This window comes from Streptomyces nigrescens (assembly GCF_027626975.1).
Lineage (GTDB): Bacteria > Actinomycetota > Actinomycetes > Streptomycetales > Streptomycetaceae > Streptomyces > Streptomyces nigrescens.
In genome coordinates this window covers 9,174,382-9,187,866 of sequence record NZ_CP114203.1, presented here as the reverse complement: position 1 = coordinate 9,187,866, position 13,485 = coordinate 9,174,382, and the positions used below count along the sequence as shown (strand labels likewise).

11 protein-coding genes and 1 pseudogene are annotated in these 13,485 nt (G+C 70.5%); 5 read left to right on the top strand and 7 right to left on the bottom strand.

What is annotated here, in order from left to right:
• Positions 1–172: 172 nt before the first annotated feature.
• From STRNI_RS39690 to STRNI_RS39680, 3 genes are all read right to left on the bottom strand, one after another.
• Complete coding sequence (locus tag STRNI_RS39690; protein ID WP_148588021.1) at positions 173–748, bottom strand: AMIN-like domain-containing (lipo)protein; 576 nt, start codon at positions 746–748, stop codon at positions 173–175.
• 248 nt (positions 749–996) lie between these two features.
• Positions 997–1,785: a DeoR/GlpR family DNA-binding transcription regulator gene (locus STRNI_RS39685; protein WP_262039370.1), complete on the bottom strand. Its 789-nt coding sequence runs from the start codon at positions 1,783–1,785 to the stop codon at positions 997–999.
• A 36-nt stretch (positions 1,786–1,821) separates the two neighbouring features.
• A complete protein-coding gene (locus STRNI_RS39680; protein ID WP_277413043.1) occupies positions 1,822–2,862 on the bottom strand; it encodes an NAD(P)-dependent alcohol dehydrogenase in 1,041 nt (346 codons plus the stop codon).
• Between the two features lie 241 nt (positions 2,863–3,103).
• Here STRNI_RS39680 and STRNI_RS41430 point away from each other — a divergent pair.
• Together STRNI_RS41430 and STRNI_RS39675 are read left to right on the top strand one after the other, a co-directional pair.
• A pseudogene (locus tag STRNI_RS41430) lies at positions 3,104–3,448 on the top strand (MFS transporter); the annotation flags it as partial.
• 82 nt (positions 3,449–3,530) lie between these two features.
• The gene (locus tag STRNI_RS39675; RefSeq protein ID WP_277413042.1) at positions 3,531–4,436 is read left to right on the top strand and encodes an MFS transporter; all 906 of its coding nucleotides are present in this window, start codon (positions 3,531–3,533) and stop codon (positions 4,434–4,436) included.
• Positions 4,437–4,553: 117 nt separating this feature from the next.
• Here STRNI_RS39675 and STRNI_RS39670 read toward each other — a convergent pair whose 3' ends face one another.
• Positions 4,554–5,912: a vanadium-dependent haloperoxidase gene (locus STRNI_RS39670; protein ID WP_277413041.1), complete on the bottom strand. Its 1,359-nt coding sequence runs from the start codon at positions 5,910–5,912 to the stop codon at positions 4,554–4,556.
• A 157-nt stretch (positions 5,913–6,069) separates the two neighbouring features.
• Positions 6,070–7,467, bottom strand: coding sequence for a tetratricopeptide repeat protein (locus STRNI_RS39665; RefSeq protein WP_266437560.1), 1,398 nt, complete (start codon positions 7,465–7,467; stop codon positions 6,070–6,072).
• A 395-nt stretch (positions 7,468–7,862) separates the two neighbouring features.
• Between STRNI_RS39665 and STRNI_RS39660 the strand changes: the two genes are divergently transcribed.
• Both STRNI_RS39660 and STRNI_RS39655 read left to right on the top strand, forming a co-directional pair.
• Positions 7,863–9,566, top strand: a complete 1,704-nt coding sequence (locus STRNI_RS39660; RefSeq protein WP_266437557.1) for a purine-cytosine permease family protein — start codon at positions 7,863–7,865, stop codon at positions 9,564–9,566.
• 209 nt (positions 9,567–9,775) lie between these two features.
• A complete protein-coding gene (locus STRNI_RS39655) occupies positions 9,776–10,006 on the top strand; it encodes a chaplin (RefSeq protein ID WP_109886667.1) in 231 nt (76 codons plus the stop codon).
• A gap of 132 nt (positions 10,007–10,138) precedes the next feature.
• On the opposite strand, the gene rho is transcribed toward STRNI_RS39655, so the two are convergent.
• A complete protein-coding gene (gene rho / locus STRNI_RS39650) occupies positions 10,139–11,329 on the bottom strand; it encodes a transcription termination factor Rho (RefSeq protein ID WP_159491827.1) in 1,191 nt (396 codons plus the stop codon).
• A gap of 328 nt (positions 11,330–11,657) precedes the next feature.
• Between rho and STRNI_RS39645 the strand changes: the two genes are divergently transcribed.
• On the top strand, positions 11,658–12,389 hold the full coding sequence (locus STRNI_RS39645) for a class I SAM-dependent methyltransferase (RefSeq protein ID WP_277413040.1): 732 nt from the start codon (positions 11,658–11,660) through the stop codon (positions 12,387–12,389).
• 105 nt (positions 12,390–12,494) lie between these two features.
• Here the strand turns inward: STRNI_RS39645 and STRNI_RS39640 are convergent, their stop codons facing one another.
• Positions 12,495–13,409, bottom strand: a complete 915-nt coding sequence (locus STRNI_RS39640) for an MBL fold metallo-hydrolase (protein ID WP_277413039.1) — start codon at positions 13,407–13,409, stop codon at positions 12,495–12,497.
• Positions 13,410–13,485 lie beyond the last annotated feature (76 nt).

The following is a 13,485-nucleotide window of genomic DNA, read 5'->3' as shown; positions in this document are numbered from 1 at the left end:
TTGAATTCCTCAAGACACAGAAGCCCTCAATATACCCAGAGAAATACCCCGGACGTCAACTCGTTCCGGGGTATTTCCTTTTGTCCGGCAGGAACTCCACACGACAGCCGCCCGGTGTCAGCTCATGCCTTTCAGCGGAGCGACACCGGGCGGCCCTGGATCGTGCACCGGATCACCAGGTGTGTGCGACGTCCACGATCAGCTCGTGACCGGACTGCTGCACCCGGAACGGCAGCTTGGCGCGTACGCCCAGACCGACCTGGGTCTGACCCTCGAAGCTCGCCCCGAACTTGGTGTCCTTGAACGTGCGGTATCCGGCGAGGTTCACCCCCGGCAGCGGCTTGCCGGCCGTCCCGGCGTAGGTCTGCTTGCCGGTCGCCGGGTCGTGGCTGGGCGCGGACACATAGACCTGCAGGATGGCGCCGCCGTTGACCGGTATCTTCTCGCCCGAGCCGTCCTGGTGGAACGCGTCGACATACCCGACGTGGTAGCCGACCTTGCCGTTCGCCCCGCTGATGTCGAAGACCATGCGGTCGTAGCAGGCGTTCCGGCCGGTCCTGATGTTCTTCAGCGGCCCGCCGTACGCGTCCGTGGCCGACTTGGTGCCACTGCCCCAGGCGGTCGAACAGGTCGTGGCCGGGGCGGCTTTACCCTCCGGGCCGGTCGCGGCGCCGGCCACCCCGGCCGTGCCCGCCACCCCGACGCCCGCCAGCACGAACGCCGCGGCCGCTGTCCCCAACCGTCGCATGACTTACCTCCAGAGAAGAACCTGTGTACAGATGCGTGCGGTAGGACGGGCGCGGAGGCGACGGAGTTGTGCGCCGGTCGGCTTTTGGCCGACGAAGGGGCCAAGTTGTCGTGAAAACGGAGTGACGGGCACCGGGCGCCCTCCGGCCGGGCCGCGTTGCGGCCACGGATGTGCCGTCGGCCGCGGGGATGCCGTCGGATGCGGAAGAGCCGTCAGCCCTCGAAGTGCCGTCAGCCGTGGAGGTGCCGTCAGACCTCGGCCACGTCGACGGTCACGCCCTTGCGGCGCAGTGCGGTCAGTTCCTCGGCCGGTGTACCGCGGTCGGTGACGACCCGGTCGTAGTGGCCGATGTCGCCGTAGGCGTGGGTGGCGGTCTTGCCGAACTTGCTGTGGTCCACCAGCAGCAGTGACCGCTGCGCGCACTCCAGCATGGCCTCCTTGATCTCGGCGTACTCGCGGATCGGGTGGAAGAGGCGGCCGCCGAGCACGGACACCGCCGACATCACCGCGAGGTCGGCGCGGATCCGGCCGAGACCGCGCAGTACGTCGGGGCCGACGCAGGAGCCGAACTCGCCGCGGTAGCGACCGCCCAGGAGTGTGACGTCGGTATCCGGCGTCTCGTCGAACAGCCGGGCCACACCGAGGGAGTTGGTGACCACGGTGACCGCTTCGGTCCGGGCGATCCGGTCCGCGAGCGGGAAGACCGTGGTCGAGTCGTCCAGCACGACGGTGCTGCCGGGCCGGATCTCGTCGGCGACGGCGGCGCACAGCGCCTCCTTCACCGGGTGGTTCACGCCGATGCGGAAGCGGGTGGCGGTCTCCATGGTGAGGCTCGGGAAGGGCGCGGCCCGGCCGCGTTCCTTGCGCAGCAGCCGGCGTTCGGCGAGCTGGTCCAGGTCGCGGTGCATGGTCGCGAGGCTGACCCCGAAGTGTCTGGCCAGATCGTCGATGCGGACTTCGCCGTGCTCGACGACATGGGTCAGTACGTCCTGCCGTCGCCGGTCGACCTCGGCCAGCGACGACCGTGTGGAAGCCATCGGGGCCGCCCCTTTCCGTTCGGACAGCGGCAGCGCCTACCGCTGCGGGTAGATGACGGCCTTCACGGCGGTCGCGTCGTGGGTGGCGACGGTCAGTGCGCTCTCGGCCTCGGCAAGACCGTAACCGTGCGAGACCAGGGAGTCGAGCCGGACCGCACCCGACGCCACCAGCGCCGTTGCGGTGGGCCAGGTGTGGGCGTAGCGGAAGGTGCCGGTCAGTTCCAGTTCGTAGTTCTGAACCCGGCTCAGTGGGAGCGGGATCTCGTCGCCGCCCATGCCGACGAGGACCACCCGGCCGGCCCGGCCCACCGTACGGATGGCCTCGCCGCTCACCGCGGCGACGCCGGAGCACTCCAGGAGGACGGTGGGGGTGTACCCGACTTCGCTCAGCGGGGTGGCCGAGACGTCCAGGGCGGTGACGCCGGTGGCACGGGCGAGTGCGAGGCGGTGCGGGAGGACGTCGGTGACCATGACCTCGCGTGCGCCGAAGGCCCGTGCCGTCTGGGCGGCGACCAGGCCGATGGGCCCCGCGCCGGTGATCAGGACGCGGTCGCCGGGGGCGACATGGGCCTTGCGGCAGGCCCAGACGGCCACGGACAGCGGCTCCAGTAGTGCGGCCTCCTCAAGGGTCAGGGAGTCGGGGACCTCGTGGGCGAAGTCCTGGTGCACGGCCAGATATTCGCAGAAGGCGCCGTCCACCGGCGGGGTGGCGAGGAAGCTCATGTCCGGGCACAGGTTGTAGCGGCCCGGGCGGCATTCACCGCAGCTTCCGCACGGGGTGCCGGGCTCGATGGAGACGCGCCGGCCGATCCGGCGGGTGTCGGTGCCCGGGCCGCAGGCCACGACCGTGCCGGCTGCCTCGTGCCCGAGGACGAGCGGCTCCCGTACGACGAAGTCGCCGATGCGTCCGTGCCGGTAGTAGTGCACATCCGAGCCGCAGGTCCCGACCGCCTCGACGCGGACCAGGACCTCCCCCGGGCCGGGATCGGGGACGGGACGTTCCTCAAGGCTCAGCTTCCCGGGTCCGTGCAGGACAGCGGCGCGCATGGTGGCGGGAATCCCGGATGTGGCGGTCATGACGGGCTCACGGCTCCCTCGGGGGGTGGGGATGTGGAGAGGGCGTCGCGCGCTCCGGTTCCGGACCGGCGGGCTGCCGCGTCGCCCCTTGGCTTCAGCACGGTACCGCCTCTTTTTTTATCAGAGCAGTCTTGACTTCGCACAAAATGCGAGAAGACTTACGCCGGCTCACCGTCTCCGCGACCGGTGAGCCGCTCCCCGTGCCCACCCCCTCGTCAAGATCCGCCCCCTTGGAGGGCCCATGAGCAGCTCCGCTCGCCGTCGACCGCCACGGACCCCGGACGTCGGCCCCCGTCGCTCCCTCTCCGCCCGCCTGGGCATTCCCCCCGCCCTGACCTGGGGTTTCGCCGGGGTCCTGCTGTTCATGACGGGTGACGGGGTGGAGACCGGCTTCTTCTCGAAGTACCTGGCCGACCAAGGCCTGGCCAAGGCCGATGCGGCGGTGGTCATCGCCGTCTACGGCATCACCGTCGCCGTCGGCGCCTGGCTCTCGGGAGCCCTGTCGGACCTGTGGGGACCACGGCGGGTGATGACCGCGGGCTTCGCCATCTGGCTCGTCTTCCAGGTGGTCCTGCTGACGGTGGCGCTGCCGTCCATGAACTATCCGCTGCTGCTGCTCGTTTACGGACTGCGCGGATTCGGCTACCCCGTTCGCCTACGGGTTCCTGGTGTGGGTCACCGCCGCGACCCCACCGCAGCGGCTGGGAACGGCGGTCGGGTGGTACTGGTTCGCCTTCACCGGCGGCCTGCCGACCCTCGGCTCCCTGGTGGCCAGCGCCACGATCCCGCTGGTCGGCTCCTACGAGACCTTGTGGCTCGCGCTCGGCCTGGTGGCGCTCGGCGGTCTGCTCGCCCTGCTGCTGGTGCGCGAGCCCACCGGCCGGTCCGGGCTCGCCCCGCTCGGCGGGAATCCGCTGACGACGCTGGCGGGCAGCGTCTCGATCATGCGGCGCCGCCCGCGCGTGGCCATCGGCGCCGCGGTGCGCGTCGTCAGCACCGGTTCACAGTTCGGCTTCCTGGTCTGTCTGCCGTTCTTCTTCACCGAGACGGTCGGCTTCAGCACCTCGGCCTGGCTGCGGCTGCTCAGCGTGATGTTCGCCGCGAACATCTTCGCCAACCTGTTCTTCGGCGCCGTGGGCGACCGGCTCGGATGGCAGCGCACCATGACCTGGTTCGGCGCCGTGGCCTGCGCGGTGACCTGTCTGGCGCTGTACTACGTCCCGGTCGTGGCCGGTCCGCACTTCGCCGCCTCCGCGGTCGCCGCCGCCCTCTACGGCATCGCCCTGGCCGGCTACGTACCGATCTCGGCTCTGATCCCCGCGCTGGCGCCTCGCCACAAGGGACAGGCCATGTCCGCACTCAATCTGGGAGCCGGAGCGAGCACCTTCGCCGGACCGGCCATCGTCGCCGTCGCCCTGGGACCGGTCGGGGTACAGGGCATCGCCTGGATCTTCGCGCTGCTGCATCTCGCCACCGCGGTCGCGATCCGCTTCCTCGAACCCGACCCGGAGTTCACCGCACCTGCCACCGCACCGGCCGTCGACGACAAGGGAGTTCCCGCCGGCCGTCACTGAACGCCGTAGGGACCTCTCGCCTCGCTCGCCGGCCGGCCGGGCGACCGGCCGGGCATGCACCGGCCGGCCGCGGTCCTGCCTTCGGTGATCGGCGATCGGCGAGCGATAGCGGCCCGGTCAGCTCGCGCTGCCGGGCGGGCACAACTGCTGGGCCGGCGGCATGGCATGCCGGCCTGCCGGGCGCAGCGGTGAGAAGTAGTGGGTGAGCGCCCAGACGCCGATACGGGTGCCGGCCCGGCATCCGACGACGTCCGCCGTCCGGAAGTGGATTCCGGCCCAGACGCGGGCGTTGATCATGTCCTCGTTGAACTGGCCGGCCTCCGCATAGTGGCGTGTGGTGCCGGTGATCTCGGAGGGAACGTTGAGGTCGATATGAGTGGTGCCGAGAATCCCGGTCAGGGTCCGGATCACGGCGCCGGCGACCGTGGTGTGACCGCTGAGGTAGTCGGGGTGCGGTGGTGTGACGAGCAGCGGCTGCCACTGCGGGTCGGCGTCGGTCGCGGGGTTGCCATCGGTGTCGGCCAGCTGGACGGCGGTGATCGGCCGCCAGAATCCGTAGTGGAGTTTGGCGTCCCATGCGGTGACGACGGCGTCGGTTGCCGAGGCGTTCCCCGCGGCGAAGATCCGTGCCGTATCGGCGATGTCCAGGTGGTGCCGGGCGGTGTGGTCCCGGAACGCCGACTGGAACTGCACCGCCAGATTGCCCCCGAAGAACAGGGCGGTCTCGGTCTGCTGCGCGGTGCGGGCCGAACCGGTCTTCGCCCCCATCACCTTCACCTCGTTCACGTCCTGGGCGTAGCGGGCCGAGGACAGCGCGGGCGGCGGGCCGGGACGGAACTGGGCCGGGGAGGTGAGCAGCAGGGGGCGGAGGGTGGCGAGCCAGGGGTCGATGAAGGGCAGATGGGCCGGCGGGGTGGGCCGCCAGACACCGGGGGCGGGCGCGGCGGTGAACTCCACCGGTGCGAACCGGCCGTCGTCTTCGCGCAGTTCGATGAGGTGGTCGGCGGCACGCTCCCCGAAGGCCACGCCCTGCCGCTTCGCCCTGCCGTCGGGGATCTTCGCGAGCGAATCGGCGTACGCGGCATCGAGCGGCGCCTGGGAGGCGGGGAAGTAGGTGAGCAGCACACGGTGTGCGGCGGTGACCGCCGCCGCCTCGGGTGAGGCGGTGGAGGGGCCGCGCGCCCGCCACTTGTAGGGGGCGTAGGTGCGCTGGATGCCGACCACGGCGTTGTAGACGGCGGCCGAGACGAATCCGTGCCAGATGACCACCTGTCCGGAGGGCCGTGTGGGGCCGAGGTTGGCGCTGATGGTGTCGGTGGCGATGACGTTCCAGTCGCGGATCGCCGCGGGGTCCGCCGCGGGCGGCGAGTGGCTTTCGGCGGCGGCCGTGGGGCCCGCCACCGCCGTGAGGGCGAGGAGCAGCAGTGCGGTGACGGCGCCGACGGCTGCGCGTCTGCGTGAACGAGAAGTATCCATAACCGACTTAACAGTCAATCGGGTGAAGGGACACGCCTCTGCGCCGCCGGGAGTGCGTACGCCGGAGCGTGTACATGCCTCTCCCGGCCTCCTCCCTCACTACCGCGCGTGGGCGTCGGCCGGACCGGCGCGGTACGCCCGGGTCCGGCCGCCGGCGTCACCCGGACCGGCGCTGTGCGGCGGCGCGTTCGCGGGCGGCCGCGGCGCCTACCGGGTCGCCGAGTTGCTCCTCCAGCCGGGCCTTGGCCGACCAGTTGTACGGGCAGATGGGGCGCAGTTGGATACGTTCGCTGAGCAGGGTCCGGGCCAGCTCGGTGCGGCCGGCACGGAGGGCCGCCTCGACGAGGGTCCGCTGGATGGCGTCCCGTTGGGCGTGGCTGCCGCCGAACTGGTGCAGCCGGTGGCGGACGGGCAGCAGCAGATCGGTGGCCCGGCCGTAGTCGTGCTGTCCGTAGGCGATCAGGGCGCGGCAGACGGGCAGTCCGATCTCGGCCGTCATGGCGCGGTTCGACCCGCGGGGCTCCGCCGCCACCCAGCGTTCCCGGTCGTGGACGAGGCGCTGCGCCTGGGCGACGCGCCCCGACCCCACATACGCCATGACCGCGTGCGCGTCGTTGAAGGCGTAGTGCGGGCCGTCGTCGCGGTTCTCCCAGGCGTCGGCGAGCCGGGCCCACCGTGCGCTCTGTTCGTCCTGTGCCAGGTACAGCCGCCACAACAGGGCCGCGGCGTCGAGCAGTTGCATTGCCACAGCCGCCGAACCGTCGTGGTGGAGCGCGGAGTCATAGATCTCCAGTACCCGGGCGGTGTCGCCGGCCTCCAGTGTGTAGAGGGCGTAGTGCCACCAGTTGTGGACCGTGAGCAGGCTGCCCTGTGACCAGTCGTCGGTACGGGCGTCGAGAAAGCGGATCCCGTCCGTGAAGCGCCCCCGCATCTCGTAGGTGTGCACCACGCTGTGGATTCCCCACACATCGCCCGGATGCCGCGCGAGGGCCGCCAGGCCGACCTCCTCGGCACGTTCGTAATGGCCCGACTCCTCCAGGCCGAACGCGTACATGCCGAGCAGCGGCCCCTGGTGGGGGTCGTCCTCGTCCCAGGCGTCCAGGGCGCCGCCGACGCGGTCGCGGAGGCGCGCGGCGTCCCCGGTGAGGAAGTCGTGCTGGTGCCCTGCGAAGAGGGCCAGCACATCGCGCGGATAGGCGATGGTGAGGTCGCCGAGGATCCGGCCGGCGCCGTGCACGTCGCCGTCCAGCCATGCCGTGGCGGCCGCGAGATGCATCCGCTCCCGAGGTGTCAGCCCTGCCGTGTCCAGTCCGGAGCGGAAGCGGGCAAAGCTGTCGCGTGCCGCGACTGCGTCCTTCTCCTCGGTCCCCAGTACGCCCAGATAGGCGGCCAGCGTCTGCCCCATCACCGAGCGCGGCGCGGCGGCCAGTACCGACTGTGTGCTCTCCGCGACCCGGGGCCGGAAGAACAGCAGGTCGTCCAGGGCCTGTTCGTAAGGGCCGAGGGCCTCGGCGCCGGTGTCACTCATCAGATGTCCGTGGCGGTCCGCTGTCATGGTGGCTCCTGCGGGCTGAGTGCGGTGAGGGAGTGGGGAGGTGACGGGCAGTAACACCCGGCCACTGTCCGGGCGAGCCTGTCCGCCGACCACGACGGTGCGGCGGCAACGGCCGTCCCGCAGCGCGGAAACGGGGCGCGGTGCCGGTGCCCCGCAGCCCCACCTCGATGCCAGGCCGACGCTGCCGCCGGATCTCCATCCTTACCCGCTTCACGACGGGAGCAGCGGCGGAAACGTCCGGTTCATCTGGGAAGACGCTGCGGGAAACACGTGCTGCCTAACGTCCCCGCCATGGACACAGCACCAGATGCGCCGTCCGCGGCCTCACTGCGCCTGTCGGCGCGAGTGCGAGGTATGACGCCCCCTTCCCCCCTTGCACCCCCAGGAGGTCCGGTATGAGTGCCGAACCACGCGTGATGGCCCCCGACAACAACCGGCAGCCCTCGCACACCGAGGCGCCCGCCGAGTCGCCCGCCGAGGCTCCCGGCGAGGCGTCCACCGACAGAGCGGTCAACGAGACCCTGGAGGACTACACCCTCCGGTTCGCCCCGCGCAGTTACCGCCGGTGGACACCGATGGTCGTGGCGACCACGGCGCTCGGCGGTATCGCGTACATGGCCGACTTCTCGATCGGTGCGGGCATCGGGCTCACCCATGGCACCGGGAACGCGCTGGCCGCGATCCTCGTGGCCGCAGTGGTCATCTTCGTCACCGGCTTCCCGCTCGCGTACTACGGGGCGCGCTACAACATCGACCTGGATCTGATCACCAGGGGCTCCGGCTTCGGCTACTACGGCTCGGTGCTGACGAGCGTCATCTTCGCCAGCTTCACCTTCATCTTCTTCGCCCTCGAAGGCTCGATCATGGCCCAGGGCCTGAAGCTGGGCTTCGGACTGCCCCTGTGGCTGGGCTATGTGATCTCGACGCTCATGGTGATCCCGCTGGTCATCTACGGGATGAAGGCACTCAGCAAGCTCCAGGTCTGGACGACACCGATCTGGCTGCTGCTGATGGTGGGGCCGCTGGTCTACCTGGTCGCCACCGACCCCGGTACGGTGCACGCCTTCCTCTCGTATACGGGCGCGCAGGGCGGCGGTGGCGTCAATCCGGCCTCGGTGCTGCTGGGTGCGGGCGTATGTCTGTCGCTGATCGCGCAGATCGGTGAACAGGTCGACTATCTCCGCTTCATGCCGCCCAAGACCGAGCAGAACAAGCGCGCCTGGTGGACGGCCGTCGTGATGGCCGGCCCCGGGTGGGTGGTGCTCGGCGCGCTCAAGCAGGCCATCGGGGTCTTCCTGGCCGTCTACATCCTCGCCGAGGTGGGACCGGCCTCGGCCACCGAACCCATCCAGCAGTTCACCGGCGCCTTCGCTGCCATGATGCCGTCCTGGCTGGTCATCCCGCTGGCCGTGGTGCTGGTCGTGATCAGCCAGATCAAGATCAACGTCACCAACGCCTACTCCGGTTCGCTGGCCTGGACGAACTCGTTCACCCGGGTCACCAAGCGCTACCCCGGCCGGATGGTGTTCGTCCTCGCCAATCTGGCCTTCGCGCTGATCCTGATGGAAGCGGACATGTTCAGCTTCCTCAACAACATCCTCGGGTTCTATTCCAACTGCGCCATCGCCTGGATCGTCACCGTCGCCACCGACATCATGGTCAACAAGTACCTGCTGAAACTCTCCCCGCACGCCCCCGAGTTCCGCCGCGGCATGCTCTACGCGGTCAATCCGGTGGGAGTGGTGGCCTTCCTCGCCGCGTCCGGACTGTCGATCGCCCTGTACTTCCACGCCTTGGGTGACACGCTCCAGCCGTACTCCCCCGTCGCGGCGGCGGTGATCGCCTTCGTCGTCACCCCGCTGATGGCGGTCCTGACCAAGGGCAGGTTCTACTTGCGGCGCACCTCCGACGGGATCGACGCTCCGCTGCTGGACCAGGACGGCAACCCCAGCTCGGCCACGTTCCCGTGCCATGTGTGCCGACAGGACTTCGAGCGCCCGGATCTCGCCGCCTGCCACAGCCATGGCGCGATGGTCTGCTCCCTGTGCCTGAGCACCGACCGGACCGGAGTCCATCTGCTGCCCGCGGAGCAGAACTGACGCAGCGGCGGTCCGGCCGAGCGCCGCCAGGGCGTCAACACGAGCGGCCATATCACCTAAAAGTCTGCTCTTCGTGCCCGGTGTCTCTGGAGCGGGAGCCGGTGGGGAACGACAGCCTCGTACGGGCGGCTCACAGCCGTGGCGCACCGCGGTCAACAGGACCGCAACGCCATGAGCCGCAGTTCCTCCACCAGTTAGGAGACTGACCGATGGCTCACCGGATCAAGAGTGCTCTGGTAACTGCGGGCGCCTGCGCCCTCGTTCTCGGCGGGGCGGGAATCGCCGGTGCCGACAGCGGCGCCGGGGGCGCGGCTCTCGACTCGCCCGGCGTGGTGTCCGGCAACAACATCCAGATCCCCGTCCAGATTCCGGTCAATCTCTGCGGCAACACCGTCAGCGTCATCGGACTGTTCAACCCCGCCCTCGGCGACCCCTGCTGACCGACTGACGCCCGGCCGGCGCCCGGCCGTTCAGGACGTGCAGCCCTCCCGGCCGGTGCCGGCCGAAGTGGCCCTCGGAGAGACATCCGGGGGCCACTTCATCTGGGTCGGAGCGAGAGGAAGGTGAGCCGGTCATGCGCCCGGGGCGGTCTGCTGCAGCTGCCGCAGGAGCGTCGCGTTGTCGGGTGTACGCCGGACCTTCTCCAGCAGGGACTGCATGTTCGCCTGACCGTCCCCGGTCTGGAGGGCGCGGCGCAGTCGACGTGTTGCCGCCAACTCGGCCGGCGGGAGCAGCAGTTCCTCCCGGCGCGTGCCGGAGGCGGCGGCATTGACCGCCGGATAGACCCGCTTGCCCGCGAGTACCCGGTCGAGACGGAGTTCCATGTTTCCGGTGCTCTTCAACTCCTCGAAGAAGTAGTCGTCGGCACGGGAGCCGGTCTCCACCAGGGCGGTGGCGAGAAGGGTGAGCGAACCGCCCTCCTCGGCGAGCCGCGCCGCGCCGAAGAGCCGCTTGGGGCCGTGCAGCGCGGCGGCGTCGACGCCTCCGCTCAGCGTACGGCCGCCGGACGCAGCGGCGTTGTTGTGCGCCCGGCACAGCCGGGTGAGGGAGTCGAGGAGGATGACGACGTCCTGCCCGTGCTCGACGAGTCGTTTGGCGCGCTCCACGGCCAGTTCGGCGAGGGCGATGTGTTCCTTGGCCGGACGGTCGAAGGTGGAGGCGAGCACCTCGCCGCGCACCGAACGGCGCATCTCGGTGACTTCTTCCGGCCGTTCGTCGATCAGCACGACCATCAGCCGGCATTCGGGGTGGTTCTCGGCGACGGCGGCCGCGAGTTGCTGCAGCAGCACGGTCTTCCCCGTCTTCGGCGGTGCCACGATCAGCCCGCGCTGTCCCTTGCCGACCGGCGCCAGCAGGTCGACGATGCGCGGGGCCGGTCCGCCTGCGGCGCTTTCCAGGCGTATGCGGTGCCGAGGGTGCAGCGGTGTGAGGTCCCGGAAGTGCGGCCGGCCGCGCACGGCGCCCGGCCGGTGCCCGTTGACCGTTTCGATCCGGGCGAGCGACCGCGGCCGGTCGCAGACCCCTACGACGAAATCGCCGGTGCGCAGGCCGGCCGCACGGATCAGGGCGGCGGGCACCCGGACGTCGCGGGACGAGGCACGGCAGCCCTCCACGCGGAGAAATCCGGATTCCTGCCGTCCGTTCACCGTCTCCAGGACCCCGGCAGCCGTGACGACGGGTGATGTCGAGGACGCGGCAGCAGGCGGTGCGACGGTGCGGGAAGCGGCGGTGGTGGGGGTGCTGAGGTGAGTGCTACTGGTCACGGGGGTCCTCTCGGGACATGGGAACAGGGCCGATGGGAGGGAGCCGGCAGGGAAGGGCAGTGAGATCACGCCCCGCGGGCGAAAGGCCCGCGGCCGGAGAGAGAAAGCTGCGGCATCGCTGGAGTGCGGGTGCCGAAGAGCTGTGCTGGATCGCCGGCCGGGAATCAGCGGGCGCAACAGCGAGGGAAAGCAATCCGCTACGGAGAGAAGCGGAGAAAGAGGCACCGGCGCCGGAATATCGGCGAGCACGAGTGCGTCTCTCCAGCACGGTACCACCACCCGCCGGGGCCGATGCGGTGAAGTACGGACCGGATCTATGCTGAGGGCGATGTTCGCACCCCAGGGACCCACCTTCCGTGAACTCGCCGTCCAGGCGCTGTCCTCCGTCGAGCGGGGCTACGACCTGCTCGCCCCGAAGTTCGACCACACTCCCTTCCGGACCCCGGACCGGGTGCTGACGCCGGTGTCACGGGCGCTGCACGGGCTCGGGCCGTTCGGCAGCGGTCTCGATCTGTGCTGCGGAACCGGCGCGGGCATGGATGTCCTGCGGCAGGTCTGCCGGGAGCGGGTCACCGGTGTCGACATCAGCGCGGGGATGCTCTCCGTGGGCCGGACACGTGAACGGGTGAGCGCGGCCGCACCGCGCGTCGAGTGGGTACGCGCGGACGCACGGGCCCTCCCCTTCGGGCCGGTCTTCGACCTCGCGGTGAGCTTCGGCGCGTTCGGGCACTTCCTGCCCCGGGAACGGCCGGGGCTGTTCGCGCAGGTCCACTCCGTGCTGCGCCCCGGAGGCCGGTTCGTCTTCCCGATCGGGGCTCCGCCCCGGCCGGGGTCGGCCGGCTACTGGACGCTGCTGGCCTTCGACGCGGTGATGCGGGTGCGCAACGCGCTGTGGCGCCCGGACTTCGTCATGTACTACCGCACGTTCCGGCTCGCCGAGGTGCGCGCGGAGCTGATCCAGGCCGGTTTCGAGGTGCAGCTGCAGGCTCTCCCGGAGCTCGGCCGCCGCCCCGACGGCAGCCCTCGGTGCCGGCTGGTGGTGGCCACCCGGGCCCGGTGAGCGAGGGCGCCGTACGGGCGGGCCGCCGGTCCTGGTGCGGGAGCGTGGGCGGCCCGAACACACCGGGGCAGGCGGCCTCCCCCGGCCCTGCTCCGGCCGCCCTCTTCACCAGCGCACAGCGGTGAAGTCGATGGGCTGCGGCTGAAGGGTGCGTGTGCGGGCCGTCAGGTGCGCGAGGCGGCGGGTCATCTCCTCGGCCGGGAGCCGCTTGCGGTCGCCGTGGCCGGGCAGCACCCACTCGAAGCGCAGCCGAGGAGCCGTCCGGGCCAGGGAAGCGGCCAGTTCCGTGATCGAGTACCAGGTGACACTGGCGGCCACCTCCAGATCGGCGGTGGTGCGCGACCAGTAGAAGCTGTCGCCGCTGAAGCAGTACATCCCATCGGCGAGGTAGAGCACGCTGCCACGTGTATGGCCGGGCAGCGGATACGCGGTCACCCCCGCACCGATCTCGACCGGGTCGGTGCCCCGGATGAGGTGGTCCGCGTCCGGAGCGGCGTCGAGGTCACCCTCGTGGATCCACAGCCGGGCCCCGAACCGGTCGGCGTAGCGGCGGCCGTGCGCGGCATGGTCCCGGTGGGTGAGCAGGACGTCGGTAACGGGGCCCAACCCCTCGTAGCGGTCGGCCAGTTCGGCGCTCCATCGGGGCGTGTCGATCATCATCGTGCTTCCCGTGGGCCGGCGCAGCAGGTAGGCGTTCGCCCCCGCCGTGTGGCGGGAGTTGTGGCCGCAGTGATGAACCGTGTCGTCCAGGGCGAGGGGGAAGGGGTCCACGTCGGGGGTGAGGTGGTGCGCGGGGTGGCGGATGGAGCGGGTGTGGCAGGCGAAGGCGGCCGCGTACAACTGCCGTTGCTCCGCCTCGGTTTGCGGCTGCCGGAACACTTCCGCCCGCCCGTCCTGTTCGCGGATCATGTCGGGGGCCAGCTGCCGGGCCACATCACAGTTGGTGCAGCGCGTATCGACGTACCAGCCCTCACCGGCCCTCTCCTCCGGTTCCGCCTCGGGTGACAGGTCGTCGCTCATGACAGGTCCGTCCTTCCTGGTCCGCGTGGGTGTCCGGTCGGTGCGCGCTGCCATCAGAAGTACCCCGTCGTGCACC